Source organism: Sphingobacterium sp. SGR-19 (assembly GCF_011043555.1).
Classification (GTDB): Bacteria; Bacteroidota; Bacteroidia; order Sphingobacteriales; family Sphingobacteriaceae; genus Sphingobacterium.
In genome coordinates this window covers 313804-336878 of sequence record NZ_JAAKGS010000001.1, presented here as the reverse complement: position 1 = coordinate 336878, position 23075 = coordinate 313804, and the positions used below count along the sequence as shown (strand labels likewise).

The following is a 23075-nucleotide window of genomic DNA, read 5'->3' as shown; positions in this document are numbered from 1 at the left end:
ATTCATCATCTTTCTGTTAATAGATCCAAAGCCACGACGTTATTAAATCTAGGCGTATTGGGTACAAGACGATGAGACCGTTAATATCGTTGAAGTTCGGATAGTTGCCATGGCCTGTTTATGTTAAATTTTTCAGCTTGAGGTTCTTTTCCGTACATCTTCAAACTCCGTTTCGATTTCTTTGGACACAGGTTTACTTAGTAAGGAAACTATCACAATTGTCAGAAAGCTTAAAACAAAACCTGGAATAATTTCATATAGCTCTTTATAGTTATGAGGGACATAAATCCAGAGTAAGACAGTCGCTCCACCCACTAACATACCTACCAATCCGGCTATTGCGGTCATACGCTTCCATAGTAATGACAAAATAATCAGAGGACCGAAAGCTGCTCCAAAACCTGCCCACGCATTACCTACTAATCCCAGAATGCTTTCACGCGGATTCAGTGCGAGTAAGAATGCCACGACCGCGACGACAAGTACTGATATGCGGCTCATAATGAGCATGTTCTTGGCGTTTGCGTGTTTGTTAAAGAACGTCTTGTATATATCTTCTGTCATCGAACTGGAGGTCACTAAAAGTTGGGAAGATATCGTGCTCATCACGGCTGCAAGAATAGCTGAAAGTAGAAATCCGCCGATGATGGGATGAAAAAGTGCTTTTGAAAGATATATGAATATCGTCTCGGATAATTCCCGAGACTCATCAAACTTCGACATCATTTCTATATCGAATCGTTGAAGGTAAGCGATTCCAAAAAAACCGAGAAGCAGAGACCCCAAGACAGTCCCTATCATCCAAGTCATTCCTACACGTCTTGCTTTCTTAATGTCCTTTACACTATCAATAGCCATAAAGCGAACCAAAATATGCGGCTGTCCAAAATACCCCAATCCCCATGCCAGAAGCGACACAATAGATATAGCTGTAGTTCCTCGCAACATATCTACATAGTTGATGTTTTTGGTTGTGATAACATTTAAAGTTTCCTCTACACCATCTAATCGGAAAACGACGACAGTAGGTATCAATATCAAAGCGATGACCATAATAGTTCCCTGCACTGCATCTGTTAAACTAACTGCCATAAAACCTCCAATGAACGTATAGAATACCACGACTAACGACGTCACCCAAAGTCCAACATTATAATCCATATTGAAAGCCGATTCAAAAAGTCTTCCTCCCGAAACCATCCCTGCGGAGGTATACAATGTAAAGAAAACCAAAATAAAAATAGAGGAAACCAATTTTAATAGTTGTGATTTGTCTCGAAACCGGTTCTCGAAAAAAACAGGTAATGTTATCGCATTATTAGCTACTTCGGTGTATACACGTAATCGAGGGGCAACGACGAGGTAATTAAGGAACGCTCCCGTGGTAAGCCCAATCGCGAGCCAAGAGCCTGACAATCCCATCATATACATTGCTCCGGGTAGTCCCATCAGTAACCATCCGCTCATATCAGACGCTCCCGCAGATAGCGCGGTTACGAAAGGCCCCATCTTACGTCCACCGATTAGAAATTCTTCAGAGTTGCTTGTCGACTTTCGATATCCATAGATACCTATCAAAATCATAATTAATACATATAGACCTATGGAAATCAGCTCATAAATGTTCATTGGTAATCGTTTTATTTAGTTTTAAATAACAATACAATACTAAGCTCTTTCGTGAAAGTGTGAAAGTCTAGGAATGGGGAAATCAATATTAAGAAACCTACGTTCGTAGGTTGATGATAAAATCGGATAACATTGAGGCGTACATTATAAAGTAATGACGGCAGAACGTTTTCGATAAATTCACTCTGCACTTCCCAAGATTTTTATCCAAACTCACATTTAGTGCAAAAGGCTATCATAAAGGTATAAAAAAAAAATGAAATATCAAGAGGCTTCGTTGTCTCATCGCCGTGTTCGGAAGCATTAACAATCTTTTCATGTGCTTTGGTCCATATCCATGACCAATAATTCGCCGGATAGGATAGATCAATTTAGGTTAACGGAATGAAAATCGAAATTAGAAAAGAGCATTCTTTTGGAAACCTCTTGGAAGGAACTTTCTTAAGGAGCTGATATACAATATCTTGATAAGAGCTGTTATGCCAAATCGACAGACGCCTGTCTTGTTAATTCAAAGATACAGCGTGTTATTGACATCTGATAAGCATACTTAATTGTGGCATAATCCCGATTAAACAGATAATATCACGAAGACTCCTATAAAAATGATTTAATGTGGTCATTATATCCATAGATAGCCAAAATATCACCTTTTTCCAAAACTGTGTTGGGTTTGGGAATACCGTGTAGTATTGTTGTAACCATACTGCTTCCAAAGGATGTCTTTTGTTCCTTACTTTTTAAAATTGTCAATACCAATAGCTCATATTTTTCGCGAAAGCCTATCTCTTGGATACTTTTACCGATATATTTATCGGGTACAATAGCCTCGACGATACTATAGTTGCTGTTTAATTCAAATGAGTCGACCAGGCCTGTCATACAAAGTTTTTTAGACCAACGTTCGGCGGATTCTTCCTCTGGATGGGCAATTTCCGAGACTCCCAAGGCGGTCAAGACTTTTTCATGTAACCGATTGACTGCTCTGCTGATCAGGCGTTTTACGGACGCCTCTTTACAGAGTGCGGTAACCATGATGTTTGCCCCCTCATCTTCTCCAATAGCCACTACTACGACATCTGTATTTTTAAGCGGTAAAGTGTGGAAAGCGGTTTCATCGGTAGCATCAAGGCAAACGCAGTGTGTTATCTTTTCTTTCAAAGCTGTAATTCTTTCTATACGCTGATCTACACCTACGACCTCATTGCCGTGCATGGTAAGCTTCTCCGCTAAAGAAGCACCGAAATTTCCTAAACCTATTACTATGAACTTCATGATGTAAATATTAATATACTGTCAATTCTTCTGGAGCATAACGATAATGTGTATATTTAGTTTTCTTTATAAAAGCAATCATAACAGAGAGCATCGTCACGCGACCGATGAACATTAGGAAGATTAATACAACCTTACTGCCGAAAACGAAATCAGCAGTCATTCCCAAAGAAAGTCCAACTGTATTATAAGCCGAGAAGCACTCAAAAGCAATATCAAGTAAGGGGCGTTGAGGTTCAAAGAATGAAATGACGAAGACACCTATTCCGATAGTCATAAAAGACAAGAACATCGTTGCAAAGGCACGCTGTATCGATATTCCGCTGATCTCTCTTTTGAATATCTCAGTTCTGTTTTTTCCTCGTGCCAAACTAAGCACATTTAACAGGGCTATTGCAAATGTGCTCGTTTTTATACCACCTCCCGTAGAATTTGGTGAAGCACCGATCCACATCAATAGGATGATGAACAGAATGGACGAAAACTGTAAGGAACCGAAGTCGATACTATTGAAACCTGCTGTTCTGGGTGTAGTTGCGGTAGCAAAAGCAATCGCAAATTTACCGATACCTTCATGGTCTTCGAGTACATGGTTATATTCATTGCAGAAAATCACGAATGTAGCTACAATGGAAATTACTGCGGTGGTAAGGAGATTGATTTTGCTGTTGATGTTTAGTACCCAGGGTCGGTGTAGGTTTTTTTTTAACGACCATATTCCAATTAGTCGTTTTATGATATGTTTTAGATAAGCTAATATATTAATTACAATAGGGAATCCCAACCCTCCAAAAATATAAATCAAGGTTATAATCAACTGAAAGTTGTAGTTGAAGACTACAGTTGTATCCATTAAGCCTGCTGGTAAAATAGAAAAACCCGCATTACAGAAAGCCGAAATGGCATGGAATAGAGAGAAGAATACTCTGTTGATACCTAAAGATGAAATCTCATTTCCAATACTACTGTAAATGGCAAGCGCACCTACCATCTCAATTCCAAAAGTAATCAGTATAGTATGCTTTAGAAGATCAAAAACCTCGGACATTCTTTCCGTGTTGGAGAAACCACCAATGGTCAATTGATTTTCGTATGAACTTCCGCCCTTAAGGAAATAGCTGAAAAGGCCCGCAAAGCTTAAAATACCTATTCCTCCGGCTTGTATTAACAACATAATAATCAGTTGCCCCCAAACGGTAAAATGTGCGGCTGTATCTACAACAATCAATCCTGTGACACATACTGCACTGGTAGAAGTAAATAAAGCGTCTGTCCACGATAGCGGTTCATTCAGGGCAAATGGAAGTTTCAACAATAATGCGCCTCCAATAATCAGCATAAAAAAACTGAATATAAATAGTTGGGCTGGGTTGTACAAACTCTTTTTCATTTCAAAAATGATAAGACCGAGGCAAAGCTATAAAATATTTTGATATCCGAATTTGTGATTGTATTTTCACAAGCAATGTTATCAAATACCGGCTAAGATACCTATCAATATTTGCTAATGCAGCGCTATTCTTTTCATACCTTTATTGTTATGTATTAGTTTTTGTCCTCCTCTTTCAACAAGGAGGCTTTTCTACTCAACAGAACGTATCCGATAACTCCCGAAAGTAGCGAAGCTACCAAAATGGAAAACTTTGCCTCGGCAATCAGAAAACTATCCGAAAAAGACAACAAGGCGATAAAGATGGACATCGTAAAACCAATACCCGCCAAAAGAGCTATTCCGATAACCTGTATCCAAGATGCTCCCTGTGGCATAGAACCGATGCGCAGTACGATAGCCAACTTAGTCATTAGAAAGATACCGACGGGTTTGCCCAACATAAGCCCTAATGTAATCCCTATTCCGAGCGGTGAAACCAGGCCCGCTAACATACCGTCCTCAAACCGTATATTGGTGTTGGCGAGAGCGAACATGGGTACAATCAGAAAGTTTACTGGGGTGGTGAGAGCGTGTTCCAATTTCAGCAAAGGCGGTTCCCCATTTCCTTTAACAATCAATGGTATGGTCATGGCAGTCAATACTCCGGCGATGGTCGCGTGGATGCCTGAATGATGGATAAAATACCATATGAAAAGACCGGGAATGAGATACAATGCCAACGATTTGACACCCATCCTATTAAAGAGAATGAGCAATACTAATATCGCAAAGGCGTACAACAGGTACACTGTATGTAGTTCAGCTGAATAGAAGATAGCAATCACTAAAATAGCAATAAGGTCATCTACGATAGCCAAGGCGGCTAAAAATATCTTTAACGAACCCGGAACCCTCTTGCCCAACATTGCAACGACGGCCAAGGCAAATGCGATGTCTGTAGCCATTGGGATTCCCCATCCGCTTGCGGTTTCTGTTCCTTGATTGACCAAAAGGTATATACCTGCCGGTACTACAGCTCCTCCAACAGCACACAATATGGGAAGTAGGGCTTGCCGAGGAGTAGACAATTCTCCGCTCACCAACTCCCTTTTTATCTCCAGTCCCACCAAAAGAAAGAAAATAGCCATCAAGCCATCATTTATCCATAGGGCGACAGAATATTTTAGGTGTACAGAATTTGTCTCAAAGCCAAGTGACGTATTCAATACCCTTTCAAATGAAGCTCCGAGCGGTGAATTGGCGAGAGCTAACGATACGACTACACAGACGAAAAGAATTATTCCCCCACTGGTCGGAGAATGAATGAAGTGTTTAATAGTTTTAAGCATAATAAGCGTGGTACATAATCTAAACGATCAAAAATAGTATAAACAGATAGATTAGAAAAGTAAGAATCGGACATCAATGCAGATCGTTTATTCATATTAAAAACTATTTTAGTATAATTGATACTTCTTGTCTATGATTAACAATAGAATTAGGCAAAAAGAGTAGAAAATAAAATTGGACACTTGCTATGACGTTAAATAGGTTTATTTCTTAATATTACACTCACTATGCCATTAGTTTTTTTACAAAAGATTAAATCAGCTGTTTTTCCCAAATCAAGACTGGTATGGAGAAAAGATATCGTATATAAGCAACTAAAAAATGAACATTTTTTTGGAGTCTATGTTTTTCCGTGCATGGACTTGAAATCCAATCAACCTTTGTTTAATGATGGTCTACCGTCCCTTATTTTTATGCCGCGAAAATCCGATACGGTTCATTTAAAGGAAAAGGGTGAAATGCTAAAATTCAAATCTTCTTGGATTTGTTGTGGAGTTATTAAAGATACTCATTGGGAGGTGCCAAAAGACCTTGAGTATATTTTGGTTCTGCGTTTCAAACCATCTTCTTTTTATTCGATATTTAATATTAATCCATCTGTATTCCATTCAAAACCTATACATAATTTGGAAGACATTATGGATGAAAACTGGATGCAAGTCTTTGACAAAATGTTTGAAAGGAAAAAAATATCCCAAAGGATTTCCTTTTTGGATGATGCTCTGTCAACGTGTCCAACTAACGATTGCTTTCCACATATATTGAGTACCGCCATGGAATACATCGAAGAAAGAAGGGGGGATACTACAGTTTCCGACGTTCTTCATCAATTGGGAAAAAGAGTCAATTCAAAATGGCTTTACAGAAATTTTGTTAAATACGTAGGTATTCCTCCTAAAAAATATATTTCACTTCAGCGATTTATTTATACATACGGAGATTACAAAGAAAATAGATCAGACGATATATTTAATGTAGCTTTACATTCGGGGTATTATGATTATAACCATTTTTTCAAGGATTTTAAGAGGTACATCGGCATATCACCGTCTAATTATGCTTGGAATTAACTAAACTGTAGGAAATAAAAAAGCTTCAACCAGCCCTTCTGTTCGAATACCTCCCACTAAGCCGAGTAGCTAAACCGTAAATAGAAATAAAAAAGCTTCAACCGTTAGATTAAAGCTCTGCGGAAAGGGAGGGATTGGTTCAGTCCCACATCCCCCATACTCAGCCTTGAACCCTCTTCAAGTCGAACCCTATGGGTTCTCATCCCCTTCATTAGCGAAATGAAGATGCTTTAGAAATAAAAAAAGCTTTAACCTTTCGATTAAAGCTTTGCGGAAAGGGAGGGATTCGAACCCTCGATACGGTCATCCCGTATACAGACTTTCCAGGTCTGCTCATTCGACCACTCTGACACCTTTCCAAATGCGATTGCAAATATACAATATTTATCTTCAGAAACTAATTTATATATAATTAAATATAGACTCTTTCGGCATTTCAAGAGCTAACGATTTCTAAAATTTATGTTGAAATAAGAAATGCTGCTGACATACTGTTGTCACGATCAGATATAATTTTGTTCTAACAATAACAATTTGAACAACATTATTTATTGAATCTTAATTATTTAATAGTATGAAAACTACAGCAATTTTAACAAAAGAAGAGCTTTTAAAACATTGGTTAGGTCATCGCGATTTAACACGTCGTACACTTGAAAAATTTCCTGAGAAAGAACTTTTTGAATTTTCGATCGGTGGAATGCGGCCGTTTTCGGACTTGATTAAGGAGCTATTATCGATTGCAGAACCCGGTTTACGAGGAATTGTCGAAAGAAATGATCAATCTTATGACCATAAACTCGCTTTGGATACTAAAGAAGAGCTGCTGGCAAAGTGGGATGCTGACACGCCCAAAATCATTGAATTGTTCAATCAGATTCCTGAGGAAGATTTTCACGTTACGCATAACTTATTCGGAGAATATAATTTTCCGATATACAGCAATCTGCTATATTTTATTGACAATGAAATTCACCACCGAGCACAGGGGTTCGTGTATCTTCGGGCGTTAGGTATCGAACCTCCTTTCTTCTGGGACAGACCCTAACGGCAGGCAGAGAAGGAAGTGACGCTGATAAATGCCTCTACGTTACGTAGAGGCATTTTTTATATATAGTTTAGATACGAATGTTAGAAACTAACTCTTTTACTCGATCCTTCAATTCATTCGGTTCTAAAATTTTGGCTTCATCTGCAAACATGAGATACCATCGGGCAAATTCTTGTTCCATATTTTTACACTCGAAAGTCATGATTACGCCCGCATCGGTTATCTCTTCTGATACAAATCCGTAATAGGAGCGTTCCCATTCCATATGCCGTGCGTACACTAACGGCACACAAATGCGTATGGTTATGGTCGGAGAAGGATCTTCTTTTGCTAGGTAATATGATAACGGCTTATGTTCTTTAATAAAGGAAACAGATGTTAATTGAATTTTCTGAATGCGGTCGATGCGAAATTGACGGTAATCTTTACGTAAATGACAATATGCCATAAAATACCAATAATTTCCCTGGTGGAAGACACCTACGGGTTCAATTTCTCGATGTATAGGTTTGACAGATGAGCCGCTTTGATATTCCATATCAACCACTTTATGCTGCGCTATACTTTCAAATAATATGGATAATGCCGAAGGAACGTTCTCGTTAAATCGATGTGCAAGCGATCCCATCAACATATTTTCTTCCAATAAATTGACATTTAGTTTATCACTATAACGGAGATATGCCTTAATTTTATTGAGTACAGCACTAAAATGCCGAAATAAGTCAGGATCCACAAATTTCTGCATTAACTTTTCCGCTGCGGCAAGTGTCAAAATTTCTTCTCTGGAAAATTTAGTAGGAGGTAATCGATATCCTTCCACTAAACCATAACCGGTGCCGGCTTCGCCATATATGGGAATACCCGCTTGCTCTAAAGCTTTGATGTCACGATAAATTGTGCGTTGACTAACGTCGAACTGTTCGGCAAGATCCTGTGATCTTACGATAGGTTTAGCCTGTAGCTGAAAATAAATGGCAATAATTCGGTTAAACCGCTTCGTCACATCCATATTGTAAAAGTAAACATTTTGAAACAAAAGAAGGCCAATCCTCGATTGGCCTTCTTTTGTTTTATGGAGTCTATTTCTATCTGGAACAATCAGCTGTCCATATACGATTATCCCTATTATATGCGATATGCAACGTGGAGGCTGTAATTCGGATGGTTCCAATTTCTCCGTCGCTGAAGACAAGTGTGTTATTGTCTCCTTTTTCCATCGTAATATCACCTAGAGTCGGAATACCGTTCGAAAAATTGAACGTATAGTTGTTACCAACTTTAGTAACGGTAACCGATCCGTTTGGCTCGGAAACATCTTCGTCATCGGTACTACTAAATGAAACAGATCCTTCGTACTTACCTAGAAAGAGATCGTTATCTGCAGGATCGTCGTCTTTACTACAAGAAGTAAAAGCGATGAATGTGATGAATAATAGGCCTAAAATTTTCATACTCGTTTTCATATATCTATTTTTTAATTATTTACCAGTTGTCACTTATTTGTTACAATATGGATGCCAGTAATCTTTTCAAAGGATTTGTTAACAATTATTAACTATCTTTTCCGGACTCCAAATTAAGTCGCCGTTTTCCTCTTCAAGTCTTTTATCAACTCGTATATTTCTTGTTGGAGTGCCGCTTGGCTTTTGAGGATCGCAATTGTATTTTCAGAGAAATTGTTTTTAGATGAAAGGATCTGTTTAAAAATGTCCTGTATAATTTCCTCCATCTTTTCACATGATTCAAGTACCTGCTCACGGCCAGAAGCGTGGATGCACGGATCTCGTTTCTCCCATTTGTGGTACAGTTCGCCTGGTGTCCATTGCTTTTCAGAAGGTGACAAACCTTCTTTTGGCAAGATCACAACGAGTTCTGATTTAAACTGTTGTGATAATTGCATACTTTTTTCGAAAAAAGCGATGAGATCCACATCCTTGTCAGGGTCTACTGAAGAAACAGCATTTGTGTAAACTTCTATCCGTTCTGTCAAGACTTGAATTAAGTCTTGTAGCTGATCGGTATGTATATTTTCATTGTTTTCCATAAAAAAATATGACGTTGTTTATTAAGGGAACAATTTGATGGAGATTCCGTTTAAAACTACGATAGTTTTTATTGTTGATGTTTTTATAGTTTATTAGAACATCTTATGGATTCAGTTGTTTTTTTAAATATGTGAGTTTGAATATGGAAACCAATACAATTACAAAAGAGCAGCTTAATAAGCTTGTTGACAAAATAGAAGCGGAGTTTCATGAATATTTTACATCCGATGAATCCCAAGTGGGTTCCCTACATGAGTGTTTTTATACCCCTGAGATATATAAGGAGGAGGGGCTGTTGACCTTAGATCAGGGTGTATTCCACAAGCTTCCAAAGAACATTCAAGAGAAGACACATGAATTGATAGCGGAGTTTACGAAAGTGGACTGATAAATGGTCATTTTAGTTGGGGGTAAAGAACTTTTTCAATCGAAAAAGGTTCTTAAAATATGGAAGAGAAATTGCCAGGACGACCTATTAGAATTATTAAAAGTGTGGAGGACAAAAACCTAGGTGTCTTTTCCGAAGCACTTTACAAAACGTGTTCAGGCGATGAAGAAGCTGTACTCGTCTTGAAAAAAATCGAGCGAGCATTTAATGCGGACCCTGATTACGAGCTTTTACATAATTTAAAAGAGCACGCGTCTGTCAGTTTTAGAAACATACATACTCAACAAGAAGTACGCTTTTTTCCGGAAGATTAAGATCAAAAATTATTTTTTCCTCCATTTCAATACACTTGAAATTGCATAGTGATCGGAAAGTGCAATACCATCGTTATTGGAGAAATATCGTTTTTCCACTTTATATTGTGACGGAGAAAATTCAAGATAAGCATTATTCCGAAAAAAAATCTTATCAATACTCTCGCAATTATTTGTAAGAGCTAGTTTTTCCTTTGGGATGAAAGTGGAATGGGCAATAGGACATTTGCCATTTTTTATTAGTATTGTCCATACGTCCTGCAAGCCTGTTTTTTCTATAAACGAATCCATGTTATCCCAAACGGCGCTAAAATGGGCATTGAAATCGCCCATTACAATGATAGCATTTCCGGCTGAATGTGTATTAATATATTCAGCTAATTGTAATAAATTTTTCTTTCGAGCTGCAGCCGCAGATTCATCATCTTGAGCAGTAGCATGAACGTTATAGACATCCACCCGAATTTCCTTTGCTATTTCAATTTGAGTAAAGGAAAATCCTTTGGCCGCAAGGCAATCTGAACCATTACAATGTCGCCAGGGAATTCGCTTTGTTTTTAGGATAGGATATTTAGACAACGTATTGAGACCATCGCCGTACGGTACTGCTATTTTATGCGGAGTTCGATAGGGGTGTTTATTTTCGTTTCCATAAAGAGCATGATGATAATGGAAATCTTCTTGTACATTCACGATATCGAAGCGGCTAATTTTCCGTGAAATTTCTTTTGTGCTAATGGCACGAGAACTTTTTGCAGATGAAAGAAAATCAGGGAGCCCCGCTATATTATATGTCAATAATGACAGCGCACCTTCATCTTTATCTTTTAATTCACTTTCATAAGCTTCTATATAAGACGGAGGATAAGTATTGGAATGTGTGATTTTGGTTAGATAAAAACCTAAAAAAATTGGAAAGAATGAAACAGATAATACCTTTATCCAGTGCTTCTTTTTATGTGAGACCATATTGAACACCATGTATTTTCGTTTGATATCTCAAAGCTAGACGATGCTTATTATTTATTTGTAAACCGATAATTATCCTTTTGTATTTAAATTATGTATAAAATAAAAATGAGCTCTAAAATTTCATAAATCATTAATATTCAGTTTCTATTAAGAAAATATGAACTATTTATTTTCGTAAAAACAAACATCTTTAGGTGTATGATAAGAATAGCTTTTTTTGCCGAGATACTATTTGAAGAATATGACGGGGCATCCCGCACTATGTTTCAAATTATCAACAGAATAGACCCCACTCGTTTTTCTTTTTTATTTATATACGGAAAAGGTCCCGAGCAAATCGATGGATATGGCTCTATTCGAATACCTACGCTCAATACCGGGTTAAATAAAGATTATAGCGTTAGTCTGCCAGCATTGGCAAAAGGCCATATTAAGCAACAACTAGATACCTTTCAGCCACACGTTGTTCATATTGCGACGCCCTCTTTCTTGGGCTTTTTTGCTCTACGCTATGCACAATCGCGAAATATTCCAGTCATTAGTCTTTATCATACCAATTTTCTTTCCTATATACCTTATTATTTTCGCAAAGTTCCTACGCTCATTAAGCCTATGCAACGCTGGATGACTTCTGCTACCCGTCGGTTTTATAACCATTGCGATATAGTATATGTACCTTCGTGTGCGATGCAAAAGCAGTTGGATAGTCTTGGTGTAGAAAGAGAGAAAATGGTTTTATGGCAACGAGGTATCGACTTAAAACTTTTCAATCCACAAAAAAGAGACCTAGAATACGTGCGAAATATCACGGGAAATGATAACCCCAATATCTTATTCGCCAGCAGGCTCGTATGGGAAAAGAATATACAAACATTAATTGATATTTATAAGCGGCTTCGGAAATCAGAACTAGCACATAACTTTATAATAGCGGGTGATGGGCCGGCTGGAGAGGAAATGAGACGGCAGATGCCCGATGCGTTCTTTATGGGCAAACTGCGACATAACGAGCTCGCAAAATTGTATGCTTCATCTGATATTTTTGTTTTTCCTTCCATCTCTGAAACATATGGAAATGTAGTTGTGGAGGCAATGGCTTCTGGTCTGCCTTGCGTTATTGCTGATAGCGGAGGAAGTGCAGATTTGATACGTCACGGACACACAGGTTACAAATGTTCACCTAAATCGGCAGGGGATTACCTTATTTATATCCGTATGCTATTGTCGGATCCGACATTACATAAATTTGTAAGTAATACAGGGGTTACCTATACACAAAAATTAGATTGGAATAATTTGACAGACCGTTATTTCGATGAAGTAACGCGACTAGGAATGCAGTCGAATGGGCGTATGGTTTGGACGGCATGCTGATGAATAAAAGGGTACTGAAAATTTTAATTCTTGTTTGTATCGTCGTCCCGATAGCTGTATTTATTGTGCAAATTGATTTTACGGCTGTTTTTCAGGAGCTTCGAGAAATAGGCGGTAAGTTTATTACTATCCTGCTCGTTACGTTTCTTGCGTATTTACTGGGGACAATTGGCTGGTGGTTATGCTTAGGGTCACAGCGGAAGAATGTTTCACTGTGGCAGCTCTTCGGTATTCGACAGGTTGGCGAAACTGTGGGTTTCTATAATCCATCAAGCGTAATAGGTGGGGATATGCTAAAGAGTGAAATGCTGAAATCATATGCAGTTTCAGAAGATCGAGCAGTAGAGTCCGTTGTAATATCGCGTATTACGGCTGTTTTATCACAATTATTGCTTTTTATCCTGGGCCTATGCTGGTTATTAGTGACAAGAAGTAACCAACTGAATATAATTTGGTTACATGGCATACTTACTGTGACACTCTTATTAGTTTCGCTAAAAATATTGTTTTTCTATCTACTTAACCAAAATCGGACAGCAAAAATCAACAAGGATAATCGTCTTAACTTATGGAGCCGGCTCAAGGGAATAGTTTCTAATTTAATCGCTCAGACACAATACTTTTTCCAACACAGGCAATCACTTTTTTGGTGGTCATATTTCTTTTTCTTTTTACATTGGTTGGTAGGAAGTTTAGAATTTTATTTCATACTTCGTTTTCTAGGGTATAATGTTTCATTAATGCAGGGTGTTTTGGCGGATATGGGGGTTATCGTTATTAAAAGCGTAGCAGCGTTCGTACCGGGTCAAATAGGCATTGAGGAGTTAGGTAATAAAGTAGTATTGGCCAGCCTTGGTATTCAAGCTGTCACTGCTTGGGTAACGGTGTCTATATTGCGCCGTGCACGCCAACTATGTTGGATTTTGATAGGAGCATTCTGCTATGTTTTTACTCGGAAGACCGATATATTTAAAGTTTTCAGACATGGAAATCCTGTTCGTCAGTCATAAATATCCACCTGCTACCGGCGGAATGGAAAAGCAAAGTTTTGAGTTGATTGAGGGAATGCGTGCGTACGGTACAGTACGGAAAATTGTCTATACAGAAGGCGAAAGCCACTTTCAATTTTTCCGTAAATTGAACGGTCGTATTCTAGCCATGATACATCGGTATCCTAAAATTGGCATTGTACATTTCAACGATGGACTGATAGCAGCGGTTAGTCTTTGGCATGTCGGTTATAGCCATCTACGAAGAGTGGTCACACTTCATGGACTTGATGTCGTTTTCCCTCTGAAAATCTACGAACGTTTTATTTTTCCACGATTTAATCGATACGATCATATTGTAGCGGTTAGTAAGGCTACGGCTGCTGCTGCTGTCCAACGTGGAATAAGCTCGGAAAAGATCTCTGTCATTGCAAACGGTATTAGTCATCAGGTGGCGCCGAAAACCTCTATCACAGAATGGGAAAAATTTCAGCATACATATCACTTACCTGTCGGAAAGAAAGTCTTGGTGACTTTGGGGCGACCAGTTAAGCGTAAGGGATTTTCTTGGTTTATACGGGAGGTATTACCGCTATTGCCGGATGATTTTTATTTAGTCATGGCGGGGCCGTTTGTCAGGGAAACTCGGCCAATTGAAAAATGGCTGTCACGGTTGCCCAGTCGCTGGAGCGACCTCTATATGTTATTTATGGGATATCCGTCAGATCAAGCAGTAATACGCGACCTATTACGTGATCCTACGTATTCGTCCCGGGTGAAACATGTCGGTAAATTACCTTCCGCAGATCTGGGTATTCTTTTAAGCCATGCAGAGGCCTTTTTAATGCCAAACATTAATGTAGACGGGGATATGGAAGGCTTTGGATTGGTCTGTTTAGAAGCTAGTGCTTGTGGAACGATTGTTCTAGCCGCTGCGCTGGAAGGCATTACCGATGCTATACAACATCTTAGAAATGGGATTCAAGTCGAGCCTAAAAATGCCAACGCTTGGTCCAAAGCTATACAGAAGCTGTCGTATGATGACACAGAGGATCGACGTTCTACTTTTAGGGCCTACACCTTAACCCATTTTAGCTGGGAAAAAATGGTAAGTGAATATGCAGACCTATTCAGGGAATTGATTATAAAATAAAAAGAGACTGTTCACAAAAACAGTCTCTTTTAACTTTCTATCGTATCAAACAGTTTTAAACGGTCTCTTGGTTTAAATGTTGTTTGTAGATTGCTTTCTTAATCTGGGTACGACGAGTTACTGATTTTTTCTCGTATGCTTGACGAGAACGAAGTTCACGTAATACACCAGTTTTCTCAAATTTCTTCTTGAAACGTTTCAACGCTCTGTCTAAAGATTCTCCTTCTTTTACATTTACGATAATCATGCTTTTAAATACCTCCTTTCGTGCCCTTTAATTTTGTGTGTGCAAAAATACACAAATAATCTATATATTAAAAGGAATTGTTAAAGAAATGCCGACAATGTGATCCTTTTCACAATTTTTTCTAACGGTTCTTCTTCGTTACACAGTGTAATACCGAATACCGAATCGCAATTTCTCTGCTGCTTCCAAAATGTTGAGGGCTATCCGATGCCTTCCAACATCATCTATTTGTTCGTCGGTCAAATCAGGTCAGTTCGATCTTGTTCAATTAGCATCTCTAAATTCCGAAGCGCTAATTTCTCCTCGATCAAAGGCATCGAATATGGAGCCTTGAGCGCGATGCCCAAAGAAACCATATACGTTTTTGATACCCAAGGATATAAAAGCTTCATGTACACGAGCGAAGTCAATCATAAAAATGACATTACCGTAATCGAGTATAATATTTTCAATTTTTTGCATGGAAAATTTTGTTTTCTCCCTGTAAATATCGATAATTGCATCGTCAAAACAGAACAGTAGTGATGCTTTTGACAGATTACTCAAAATGCTGCGCCTATAGCTCAGTTGGTTAGAGTAGAAGACTCATAATCTTTTGGTCCCTGGTTCGAGCCCAGGTGGGCGCACTTTCAAAAAAAGCCGTTTTTCTTTACGAAAAATGGCTTTTTGCGTTTATTAGGGCACTTTAGGAGCATGCGCCCTACGCTGTGTCGGATTCTCCGAAACGGTGTGTTTTACATAGTTTATTGTTGAACTTCACACAAAACCGTAACAAATAGGTAACGGAACTTTTGTGTGGCAATTGAAAAAATTATGGCAACCGTAAGCGCAAAAGTTTATGTGTCAGAAAACAGCTGCCCAAGGATTACAAGGTAAAAGACCCTTTCATCGCCGACAAGGTCGAGCAGCAGCTAAGGGATTATCGAAAGATGATCAGCGAACTTGACGACCGACTGGATTATTTTACCGCTGAATCTCTACGCGATTACCTGTGAGACAAAGATGAAGATATCGATTTTATCAAGTTTCACGATACAAAGAACTGTATATGCTTTCGTTTGATCTCTGCGGAATAAATGCTGTAGACCTTTATCAATTATCGGAACGGGATATTAGAGACGGCCGCGTGGATTACAACCGTTCCAAGACGGAGGGCAAGCGCAAGGACAATGCATTCATCAGCATCAAGATTGTCGAGGAAGCCAGGCCATTACTTTAAAAATACCTTGGCAAGTTATCCGCACGCTATTCCGGTTGCGACTGTCTCAATTGGGCATTGTGCAAAGGCATGGAACAGTTATGCAAATTGACAGGTATACCCGAACTTACTTTGTACTGGGCGAGACATACTTTCGCAAACACCGCAAGAAATGATTGCCGGATGAGCAAAGACGATGTAGCTCTTGCACTCAATCACGTGGACGAGGGTAATCGCACAACAGATATTTACATTGCCAAAGATTGGAAAATTGTGGATGACGTTCAGCGGAAAGTCATTGCACAGCTTAAAAAAGTTGAAATCAAGGTGATGAAGAAAATACAGGTAAAGAACGGAATAAAGAGCGTGGCCGCCTAATAACTATCATCGTCGAATTGTATGGGGAATCTAGTCCCGGTGCAATTCGATGGGATCATTTTTTAAAATGTAAATTCTGATTATCATGAAAACTGTGTTTTAGTTTTTTATCACTTGTATTATCGCAACAATAAGTTTCTTTGCCGCACTGTCCATGAAAACCCCATGGATTGGATTTGTTGTTGCTTTTGGTGTTTGGTTGATTTTCCTTTGGAACACGACAAAACCGAGGAAGCATTAGTTCTTTCCGCGGAACATTACAAAATTCTCTATCAGTCCTTGACTGATTCTACATCAATCAATTTTGTATTATTGACGCCAATAGCATCATCGGTTGTCACAATCAATAGAGTTTTACCTGTCGGTATAAAGGGTTGGACTCCACGAAAAGTTCTTCTTGAGTTGATTTTTGTTCTTCTTGCGTGGCCATTTCGAATCATTTTTATCCCAAATTCGCATCAAATTTAATTTGTTAATAATGATTCTAAATAATGTGGGTTTGGATTTCTCAAGACTAAGTATGAAAAACCACAACAGGTGGTTTAACATACATAGCATCACGGCTTACCAATACAGTAACCGTTTTATAAAAGATGGTCGATGGGATTTTGATTGGACTCCGCAAGACATCAACAGTTCGGCGTATGTGGATTCGCCCAACGATAATGCATCGGGAACGCTGACACAGGAATTACGTTTTGATAACAACAATCTCGGCATGCCTAACTTATATTGGACTGTGGGAAGTTTTCTCCACTTTCATCAGCGTAAGGAAATAGGCGTGATACATGTTGGCGAAGACGCCGTGTTCGATGGAAATAGCTATGCGCCATATCAACTACGGACACCCTCACAATTTTATAATGTGGGAATCGCAGTTTTCGGCCAGATGTCCTATACGATCTTACCAAAACTGGAAATTACAGCGGGGTTAAGATACGATTGGGAAAACAAATTAATGTATACCCAAACCGATATGATTAAGGAAGGAACGCCTGATACCGAAATCCAGCAACGTATGCGGATAACGGGAAAATACACAGCGTTCACACAGAAGTTGAATTTGAGTTTTAGACCTACGGACGCGGTTATTTTATATGCCACCTATTCCACAGGGTTCCGTGCGGGAGGCTTGAATAATAGAACAAGTATACCGGCATTATTGACCTACAATCCAGAGTTCTCAAGGAATTGGGAGATGGGATTCAAATTTAATGGGATCTCCAACAAGTTTTCCGCTAGCCTAGCTGCATTTTCCCAGCCTGATTTCACTTCTATGTTGGTCGCACAGTACAGCTGTCCAATAGCTCCGAAAATCATTGGTACCGCCCGGCTAGAATGGAATCATATCGGATTTCAATCTTTTGACATCGCAAACTCTATTAGCCAGCGATCTTACCCGCTATTCAACGTGAGGCTTCAAGCAAACTATCAACAGATAGGAATCGCTTTCTGGATGAAAAATATTTTCAACCACCGATATATTTCAAGTATTTATGCTTCGGGTTCACCTTTCGTTGTTCTCGGAGCCCCCGGAAATTACGGCTTAACTCTGTCTCTTAGATTTCAGAATCGATGAAGACGAATGCTAAATACGCTATTATTGGCTTATTATATTTCACACAATCCATCCCCATAGCATTTATGGGAACGGCATTGCTAACCATCATGCGTTCGGAAGGCATTGGATTGGATAAAATTGGCTATTTATCGCTTGTTATGATTCCTTATGCCCTAAGTTTCTTATGGGCGCCACTCGTAGATCGATTTGGTAGCAGTTACTTCAAATGGGTATCCACTGCGAGTATATTGTATGCATTATTTCTTTTTCCGGCGAGCTTTCTATACGTCGATAACTTATACGGGTTGCTTATATTGTTTACCCTTGCGATCTTTTGTATGAGTGTACAGGATATCGCCATGGATGCGTTCGCAATTACATCATTAACGGATAAGGAAAAGAGTATCGGGAACGGGTTACAAGCAGGTGGCGGGTATTTTGGATTATTAATTGGCGGTGGCGGAGTACTACTTGTCTATGACCGATTGGGGTGGGATGCAACTATTACATTGCTGACTGTTGTAACACTTATTCCGGTGATAGCTACAATCCGTTATAATAAATACAGTAAGAAACCGGACACAAGATCGGACGTTTCGATACGACAAATGCTTGAATATTTTAAAGATGCTAAATTTAAAAAATGGATACCTCTTTTGCTTTTATTGAAAATCCCTGCCAATGTCGCTTTTTATTTTTCTAATCCTCAGTTGATAGACAAAGGTCTCGGTCTCGCCGAAGTCGGATATATTTTCGGTATATGGGGCATGGGCGCTGCGGTGGCTTCTGGACTTGTCGCTGGCCTTGTTTTTAAGCGAGCAGAAATACGGACGAAGTTGATAATTGCTATTGTGGCCAATATCATAGCCATTGCCTCAGCATTTCTATTAAGCTATGTTTCATCTTCACAAACAACTATAATTATATTTCTATGCTTGGCTATGGGTAGTATGCTCGGTTTAACCGGCATGATATTAAACGATGTGGCTATGCGACATGTTCGAAGTGGCGTGGAGGCAACAGATTACTCACTGCAAAACTTTCTGTCCAGCTTATTCTATAATCCGATAATATTCGTGTCGGGATATATTGCTCAAAATTTCGGATATCCTGTCCTATTTGTATGTATTGCGGGGATAATCTTGGTACAGCTAGTTTTTATGTCAACATACAAGAGTATAAAACCGAACGAGTGGGAAGATGTTGTTTAGTGATTTTCCTTATTTATATTTTAAGCGTAATTTTAGACATATGAATCTAGATCTTATTGCCACTATGTTGATAGCAGGAGGATTGCTATTGTTATCGTTTCTACATCTCAGTAACGTGACGTCCGTTAATCGGAGAGCCAATCTATTATTTGGCATTTTTACATTTCAATGGTCGACTTTCTGGCTTGATGAGCTTTTATTTTCTGAACACCTCAATACAACAAGTGCCGTATTTATCATATTAAGGACGTTTCAATTTTTAGTACCAATAACCTTCTTTTTAAGTGTCAAATTTTATACCGAACCAGACACAAGGTTAACTTGGAAGCATGGAGGGATAGCCATTGCGCCCGCGGTATTTTTATTATATCTATTATTTAGGCCAAGCGTTAAAAACGAGTTATTTGAAGTTGGCTCTATCGTATTTTTCCTAGGGCACTCCGTATTTTACATAATATGGGCACATGCGAAAATTTTAAAACACCAGCGTGCAATTAAGTCCTTTCATTCCTATACCGAAAAAATAGACCTGCGTTGGATTAAATATATTACTTATAGCTTTATCGGATCAGCAACTATCGTCACGGCGTACAATTTTTTGACGAAAGCAGAGTCGCTCAGTATCTACATCAATCTATTCTTCGTTGCGGTAGTTTATCTAGTTGCATTTTATTCGCTTCGACAAAAGGAGATCTACCCTCAGGGAATAGAGCTCTCCGACATCGTCAGCAATAATACACTAATTGAGCAACAAACAGACGTTCCTAAGGTCAAGGTCATAGAGGATGCTGACTTGCATCAACTAAAGGAAAAATTGCTCCGACTTATGGAACTCGAAAAGCCTTATCTCAATAGTGAGCTCAATCTTGTTAAGCTCGCTGAACAAATGAATTTAACTACCCACCAATTATCTTATTTAATAAACAACGCAATGGGAGAGAATTTCTTCAATTTTATTAATCGATATCGGGTTCGCAAAGCCAAGGAACTATTAAAAAATTCAGATTATGACCATTTAAATGTCCTCGTTATAGCTTATGAATCTGGATTTAATTCGAAAACCTCCTTTAATAACACTTTCAAAAAAATGACAAACTATACACCAACAGAGTATAGAAAAAGCAGTGTTTAGTCTTAATTATTCTACATATATAGGTGCGCTGTACCTCATTGTTTACCCCCCATTTAAGTGTGTTGATTAACAATGTAGAATCAGTCGCCACATGAAAACATTGATTACAATTCGGGTAGCCGTCTAAATGGAACGATAACTATTTGTGCGACTTTACAAACGTATACCCATAAGTTACTGGTTAATAGGTTTTTATTTCGGTATTTGATTTGGTTCAACTTTATAACGAAGAGCGTTTTACAAATCTTATGCCTTTAGTTTTGCTGTTAAAATTTAAATTGACTTGGCTTGGCTGAACTTGCAAGTAATCAAAAAACAAAAGATAATATTAATGACAAATTTCGTTAGGGGCTCGATTTCAATCGACGCAGATTTGATTATAATTCAAGACGTATTGGTGGAGTACAAATACATTGAAGAGTGGGAAAAAGGATTCGATTCTTTTAAGGAACTTCATGTATCTAATGCAATGAAGACGATCGTGCATTGGGATATAGAACATGATATAGATTATATTTTTAGTGTGAAAGAGAACAAGGGGGGGATTCTACTGGAACTTATGGTAGGTGATTTAACCACACGCCTCAATGAAAAATATAATTTGGAGGCACAGCAACACTACGTTGATAACGTACTCTGTCGTATCAAGTCCATATCGGAGAGACTACAAGTCGCTACAAAACAAGTGATATATACGAGTTAAACGAAATGGAAAAAATGCGCTTGGATTTGATGCTATAGCTACGAGTTTTGCCAGGGGATTAAGCTCTATTAAATCCTGTAGCGTTATAAACAAATCTTCAAACGTTATCAGAAATTTTATGGATGGATTATTTTTACCGATGGAATGGTATTTTAGATTTATGAAAATTAGTAAAGACATAAAGAAGCGGGTACTTGAATTAAAATCTACAAAGAGGAAAAACATTTGGCTATTCGGAGGATCCGGATTGACCACTTCGCTGGTTAACCTTGGATTGGTAGATGAAATCCGGATAAGAATCAACCCGATTATTTTGGGTGAAAGAATTCCCTCGTTTAAAGAGGTACAACAGCGCCTTTGATTGCATCTAACTATAGCAAAGCAATACCGTTCAGGGCCAGTAGATCCATATTACGAGGTTGATAACTAAATCTATGACATAACATACTCAACATTTATGAAAAAACATATTTTTTTGACAATATTCAACGTCCTATTTACGTCCATCGTCTTCTGTTATGTATTTGTAGCATTTAAAGAAAAAGAGAAGGACTATTATATAGATGAGATTACCGTTAAGCGGCTAAATATCGTCGATGAATCCGGAGATACTCTTCGAATGGTCATCAGTAATGAAACTCGACAGCACCCGGGTATCCTCAACGGCAGGGAAATGCCACAGCGAGAACGACCAGCTGGGATTATTTTTTTTAATTCAATTGGAGATGAATGCGGTGGACTGTTGTATAATGGTAACGAAGAGCAGGCGGGGCTCGTGCTTTCTGTTGATCAATATCGTGATGACCAAATCATGCAATTACAATATCAGGAGAATACTTTTGATGACAAGCGAAAATACGGACTTCAGATTTGGGATTATAAAAAAGAGGATGGTTTTGACGAACGTTATGAGCGCTACATGGAACTGAATGCTATAGAAGACAAGGAATTGAGGGAGCAGTTGATTAGTGAAATGAAATCCGACAGTTTGTGGATGGAAGATAGAATGTTTGTTGGGAAAAACTATCAAAACCAAGTCGGCTTATTTATTAACGATCAATTTGGTAACGCAAGAATTAGGGTATACATCGATGAGAACGATGAACCTAAATTCGAACTATTGGATAAAGAAGGGAACGTGTTAGGTAATAAATAGACATTGGAAATAGAAAGAAAATCACGCTTTGGTAGATAATATTGCGTTAAGTTTTTTGGAAATTTACCAAAGAAGTATAAATTTAAACCAAACTAATTAGTTGCGCATATGACTAAAGATATCAAATTATATAACGAACGTTTGCCTACTGAGGAAGCAAGAATATGCACTTTTCTCGCCGAAGAAATCGATCGTGCTTTACCAGAGGCTGCAAGCAAAATTTGGCATCGGCATCCGGTATGGTTTCTTGATGACAACCCTGTTGTTGGTTATAATAAATTAAAAGGTGGCATCAGGTTGATGTTTTGGAGTGGCGAGAGTTTTGAAGAAGAGCGACTTGTATCAGGAACAGGAAAATTTAAGGATGCCCATATATATGTTAATTCTGTCGACATACTCAATTTAGAGGAATTATCTCGTTGGTTCTCAAAAGCTAGGGATATTCAGTGGGATTATAAAAATGTCGTCAAACGGAAAGGTAAACTAGTGCGATTAAAATAATAG

General features: G+C 38.5%; 25 protein-coding genes and 2 tRNA genes. 16 read left to right on the top strand and 11 right to left on the bottom strand.

What is annotated here, in order from left to right; genetic code table 11:
- Positions 1-132: 132 nt before the first annotated feature.
- The 4 genes from putP to nhaA all read right to left on the bottom strand — a co-directional run bounded on the left by putP (position 133) and on the right by nhaA (position 5625).
- Entirely contained in the window at positions 133-1629 is a 1497-nt protein-coding gene (gene putP / locus G5B43_RS01540) for a sodium/proline symporter PutP (protein WP_165292951.1), read from the bottom strand.
- A 597-nt stretch (positions 1630-2226) separates the two neighbouring features.
- Positions 2227-2904: a potassium channel family protein gene (locus G5B43_RS01535; RefSeq protein WP_165292950.1), complete on the bottom strand. Its 678-nt coding sequence runs from the start codon at positions 2902-2904 to the stop codon at positions 2227-2229.
- A gap of 10 nt (positions 2905-2914) precedes the next feature.
- On the bottom strand, positions 2915-4294 hold the full coding sequence (locus tag G5B43_RS01530; RefSeq protein WP_165292949.1) for a TrkH family potassium uptake protein: 1380 nt from the start codon (positions 4292-4294) through the stop codon (positions 2915-2917).
- 155 nt (positions 4295-4449) lie between these two features.
- Entirely contained in the window at positions 4450-5625 is a 1176-nt protein-coding gene (gene nhaA / locus G5B43_RS01525; protein WP_165292948.1) for a Na+/H+ antiporter NhaA, read from the bottom strand.
- Positions 5626-5853: 228 nt separating this feature from the next.
- Between nhaA and G5B43_RS01520 the strand changes: the two genes are divergently transcribed.
- A complete protein-coding gene (locus G5B43_RS01520; RefSeq protein ID WP_165292947.1) occupies positions 5854-6696 on the top strand; it encodes a helix-turn-helix domain-containing protein in 843 nt (280 codons plus the stop codon).
- Between the two features lie 271 nt (positions 6697-6967).
- Here G5B43_RS01520 and G5B43_RS01515 read toward each other — a convergent pair.
- A tRNA-Ser gene (locus tag G5B43_RS01515) sits at positions 6968-7055 on the bottom strand.
- Positions 7056-7270: 215 nt separating this feature from the next.
- Here G5B43_RS01515 and G5B43_RS01510 point away from each other — a divergent pair.
- The gene (locus G5B43_RS01510; RefSeq protein ID WP_165292946.1) at positions 7271-7744 is read left to right on the top strand and encodes a DinB family protein; all 474 of its coding nucleotides are present in this window, start codon (positions 7271-7273) and stop codon (positions 7742-7744) included.
- A gap of 70 nt (positions 7745-7814) precedes the next feature.
- Here G5B43_RS01510 and G5B43_RS01505 read toward each other — a convergent pair whose 3' ends face one another.
- From G5B43_RS01505 to G5B43_RS01495, 3 genes are all read right to left on the bottom strand, one after another.
- Positions 7815-8759 carry a helix-turn-helix transcriptional regulator gene (locus G5B43_RS01505; RefSeq protein WP_165292945.1) on the bottom strand — a complete coding sequence of 315 codons (945 nt, stop codon included), beginning with the start codon at positions 8757-8759 and terminating at the stop codon, positions 7815-7817.
- Positions 8760-8835: 76 nt separating this feature from the next.
- On the bottom strand, positions 8836-9213 hold the full coding sequence (locus tag G5B43_RS01500) for a hypothetical protein (RefSeq protein WP_165292944.1): 378 nt from the start codon (positions 9211-9213) through the stop codon (positions 8836-8838).
- Positions 9214-9326: 113 nt separating this feature from the next.
- A complete protein-coding gene (locus tag G5B43_RS01495) occupies positions 9327-9794 on the bottom strand; it encodes a hypothetical protein (protein WP_165292943.1) in 468 nt (155 codons plus the stop codon).
- A 143-nt stretch (positions 9795-9937) separates the two neighbouring features.
- Here G5B43_RS01495 and G5B43_RS01490 point away from each other — a divergent pair, with 143 nt between their 5' ends.
- Together G5B43_RS01490 and G5B43_RS01485 are read left to right on the top strand one after the other, a co-directional pair.
- Positions 9938-10183: a hypothetical protein gene (locus G5B43_RS01490; protein ID WP_165292942.1), complete on the top strand. Its 246-nt coding sequence runs from the start codon at positions 9938-9940 to the stop codon at positions 10181-10183.
- Between the two features lie 59 nt (positions 10184-10242).
- Positions 10243-10497 carry a hypothetical protein gene (locus G5B43_RS01485; protein WP_165292941.1) on the top strand — a complete coding sequence of 85 codons (255 nt, stop codon included), beginning with the start codon at positions 10243-10245 and terminating at the stop codon, positions 10495-10497.
- Positions 10498-10506: 9 nt separating this feature from the next.
- Here the strand turns inward: G5B43_RS01485 and G5B43_RS01480 are convergent, their stop codons facing one another.
- Positions 10507-11478 (bottom strand): endonuclease/exonuclease/phosphatase family protein, encoded by a 972-nt coding sequence (locus G5B43_RS01480; RefSeq protein WP_165292940.1) that lies wholly within the window; start codon positions 11476-11478, stop codon positions 10507-10509.
- A 189-nt stretch (positions 11479-11667) separates the two neighbouring features.
- Here G5B43_RS01480 and G5B43_RS01475 point away from each other — a divergent pair, with 189 nt between their 5' ends.
- From G5B43_RS01475 to G5B43_RS01465, 3 genes are read left to right on the top strand one after another with little or no spacing between them, the layout of a single operon-like run.
- On the top strand, positions 11668-12843 hold the full coding sequence (locus G5B43_RS01475) for a glycosyltransferase family 4 protein (protein WP_165292939.1): 1176 nt from the start codon (positions 11668-11670) through the stop codon (positions 12841-12843).
- A complete protein-coding gene (locus G5B43_RS01470) occupies positions 12843-13853 on the top strand; it encodes a lysylphosphatidylglycerol synthase transmembrane domain-containing protein (RefSeq protein WP_165292938.1) in 1011 nt (336 codons plus the stop codon). The genes G5B43_RS01475 and G5B43_RS01470 overlap by 1 nt, the downstream gene beginning before the upstream one ends.
- Positions 13828-14985 carry a glycosyltransferase family 4 protein gene (locus G5B43_RS01465; RefSeq protein ID WP_165292937.1) on the top strand — a complete coding sequence of 386 codons (1158 nt, stop codon included), beginning with the start codon at positions 13828-13830 and terminating at the stop codon, positions 14983-14985. Before G5B43_RS01470 ends, G5B43_RS01465 begins: the two co-directional genes overlap by 26 nt.
- A 55-nt stretch (positions 14986-15040) precedes the next feature.
- Here the strand turns inward: G5B43_RS01465 and rpsU are convergent, their stop codons facing one another.
- Together rpsU and G5B43_RS01455 are read right to left on the bottom strand one after the other, a co-directional pair.
- Complete coding sequence (rpsU, locus tag G5B43_RS01460) at positions 15041-15232, bottom strand: 30S ribosomal protein S21 (protein WP_165292936.1); 192 nt, start codon at positions 15230-15232, stop codon at positions 15041-15043.
- A gap of 264 nt (positions 15233-15496) precedes the next feature.
- Positions 15497-15694: a hypothetical protein gene (locus tag G5B43_RS01455; RefSeq protein ID WP_165292935.1), complete on the bottom strand. Its 198-nt coding sequence runs from the start codon at positions 15692-15694 to the stop codon at positions 15497-15499.
- A gap of 90 nt (positions 15695-15784) precedes the next feature.
- Between G5B43_RS01455 and G5B43_RS01450 the strand changes: the two genes are divergently transcribed.
- The 9 genes from G5B43_RS01450 (at position 15785) to G5B43_RS01405 (ending at position 23072) form a co-directional block, all read left to right on the top strand.
- A tRNA-Ile gene (locus G5B43_RS01450) sits at positions 15785-15858 on the top strand.
- Positions 15859-16520: 662 nt separating this feature from the next.
- On the top strand, positions 16521-16808 hold the full coding sequence (locus G5B43_RS01440) for a hypothetical protein (protein WP_165292933.1): 288 nt from the start codon (positions 16521-16523) through the stop codon (positions 16806-16808).
- Between the two features lie 520 nt (positions 16809-17328).
- On the top strand, positions 17329-18387 hold the full coding sequence (locus G5B43_RS01435; protein WP_165292932.1) for a TonB-dependent receptor: 1059 nt from the start codon (positions 17329-17331) through the stop codon (positions 18385-18387).
- Positions 18384-19580, top strand: a complete 1197-nt coding sequence (locus G5B43_RS01430) for an MFS transporter (protein WP_090974088.1) — start codon at positions 18384-18386, stop codon at positions 19578-19580. The genes G5B43_RS01435 and G5B43_RS01430 overlap by 4 nt, the downstream gene beginning before the upstream one ends.
- A gap of 40 nt (positions 19581-19620) precedes the next feature.
- Positions 19621-20712, top strand: a complete 1092-nt coding sequence (locus G5B43_RS01425; protein WP_090974089.1) for a helix-turn-helix domain-containing protein — start codon at positions 19621-19623, stop codon at positions 20710-20712.
- A gap of 331 nt (positions 20713-21043) precedes the next feature.
- Positions 21044-21415 carry a hypothetical protein gene (locus G5B43_RS01420; RefSeq protein WP_165292931.1) on the top strand — a complete coding sequence of 124 codons (372 nt, stop codon included), beginning with the start codon at positions 21044-21046 and terminating at the stop codon, positions 21413-21415.
- 118 nt (positions 21416-21533) lie between these two features.
- On the top strand, positions 21534-21776 hold the full coding sequence (locus G5B43_RS19660) for a dihydrofolate reductase family protein (RefSeq protein ID WP_410528472.1): 243 nt from the start codon (positions 21534-21536) through the stop codon (positions 21774-21776).
- Positions 21777-21872: 96 nt separating this feature from the next.
- Positions 21873-22571 (top strand): hypothetical protein, encoded by a 699-nt coding sequence (locus G5B43_RS01410; protein ID WP_165292929.1) that lies wholly within the window; start codon positions 21873-21875, stop codon positions 22569-22571.
- Between the two features lie 108 nt (positions 22572-22679).
- On the top strand, positions 22680-23072 hold the full coding sequence (locus G5B43_RS01405; RefSeq protein WP_165292928.1) for a DUF1801 domain-containing protein: 393 nt from the start codon (positions 22680-22682) through the stop codon (positions 23070-23072).
- Positions 23073-23075 lie beyond the last annotated feature (3 nt).

Bases quoted from the DNA above. Each gene is read 5' to 3' on its own strand.
- putP (WP_165292951.1), bottom strand. From the start codon at position 1,629: ATGAACATTTATGAGCTGATTTCCATAGGTCTATATGTATTAATTATG.
- G5B43_RS01535 (WP_165292950.1), bottom strand. From the start codon at position 2,904: ATGAAGTTCATAGTAATAGGTTTAGGAAATTTCGGTGCTTCTTTAGCG.
- G5B43_RS01530 (WP_165292949.1), bottom strand. From the start codon at position 4,294: ATGAAAAAGAGTTTGTACAACCCAGCCCAACTATTTATATTCAGTTTT.
- nhaA (WP_165292948.1), bottom strand. From the start codon at position 5,625: ATGCTTAAAACTATTAAACACTTCATTCATTCTCCGACCAGTGGGGGA.
- G5B43_RS01520 (WP_165292947.1), top strand. From the start codon at position 5,854: ATGCCATTAGTTTTTTTACAAAAGATTAAATCAGCTGTTTTTCCCAAA.
- G5B43_RS01510 (WP_165292946.1), top strand. From the start codon at position 7,271: ATGAAAACTACAGCAATTTTAACAAAAGAAGAGCTTTTAAAACATTGG.
- G5B43_RS01505 (WP_165292945.1), bottom strand. From the start codon at position 8,759: ATGGATGTGACGAAGCGGTTTAACCGAATTATTGCCATTTATTTTCAG.
- G5B43_RS01500 (WP_165292944.1), bottom strand. From the start codon at position 9,213: ATGAAAACGAGTATGAAAATTTTAGGCCTATTATTCATCACATTCATC.
- G5B43_RS01495 (WP_165292943.1), bottom strand. From the start codon at position 9,794: ATGGAAAACAATGAAAATATACATACCGATCAGCTACAAGACTTAATT.
- G5B43_RS01490 (WP_165292942.1), top strand. From the start codon at position 9,938: ATGGAAACCAATACAATTACAAAAGAGCAGCTTAATAAGCTTGTTGAC.
- G5B43_RS01485 (WP_165292941.1), top strand. From the start codon at position 10,243: ATGGAAGAGAAATTGCCAGGACGACCTATTAGAATTATTAAAAGTGTG.
- G5B43_RS01480 (WP_165292940.1), bottom strand. From the start codon at position 11,478: ATGGTGTTCAATATGGTCTCACATAAAAAGAAGCACTGGATAAAGGTA.
- G5B43_RS01475 (WP_165292939.1), top strand. From the start codon at position 11,668: ATGATAAGAATAGCTTTTTTTGCCGAGATACTATTTGAAGAATATGAC.
- G5B43_RS01470 (WP_165292938.1), top strand. From the start codon at position 12,843: ATGAATAAAAGGGTACTGAAAATTTTAATTCTTGTTTGTATCGTCGTC.
- G5B43_RS01465 (WP_165292937.1), top strand. From the start codon at position 13,828: ATGGAAATCCTGTTCGTCAGTCATAAATATCCACCTGCTACCGGCGGA.
- rpsU (WP_165292936.1), bottom strand. From the start codon at position 15,232: ATGATTATCGTAAATGTAAAAGAAGGAGAATCTTTAGACAGAGCGTTG.
- G5B43_RS01455 (WP_165292935.1), bottom strand. From the start codon at position 15,694: ATGCAAAAAATTGAAAATATTATACTCGATTACGGTAATGTCATTTTT.
- G5B43_RS01440 (WP_165292933.1), top strand. From the start codon at position 16,521: ATGGAACAGTTATGCAAATTGACAGGTATACCCGAACTTACTTTGTAC.
- G5B43_RS01435 (WP_165292932.1), top strand. From the start codon at position 17,329: ATGAAAAACCACAACAGGTGGTTTAACATACATAGCATCACGGCTTAC.
- G5B43_RS01430 (WP_090974088.1), top strand. From the start codon at position 18,384: ATGAAGACGAATGCTAAATACGCTATTATTGGCTTATTATATTTCACA.
- G5B43_RS01425 (WP_090974089.1), top strand. From the start codon at position 19,621: ATGAATCTAGATCTTATTGCCACTATGTTGATAGCAGGAGGATTGCTA.
- G5B43_RS01420 (WP_165292931.1), top strand. From the start codon at position 21,044: ATGACAAATTTCGTTAGGGGCTCGATTTCAATCGACGCAGATTTGATT.
- G5B43_RS19660 (WP_410528472.1), top strand. From the start codon at position 21,534: ATGGATGGATTATTTTTACCGATGGAATGGTATTTTAGATTTATGAAA.
- G5B43_RS01410 (WP_165292929.1), top strand. From the start codon at position 21,873: ATGAAAAAACATATTTTTTTGACAATATTCAACGTCCTATTTACGTCC.
- G5B43_RS01405 (WP_165292928.1), top strand. From the start codon at position 22,680: ATGACTAAAGATATCAAATTATATAACGAACGTTTGCCTACTGAGGAA.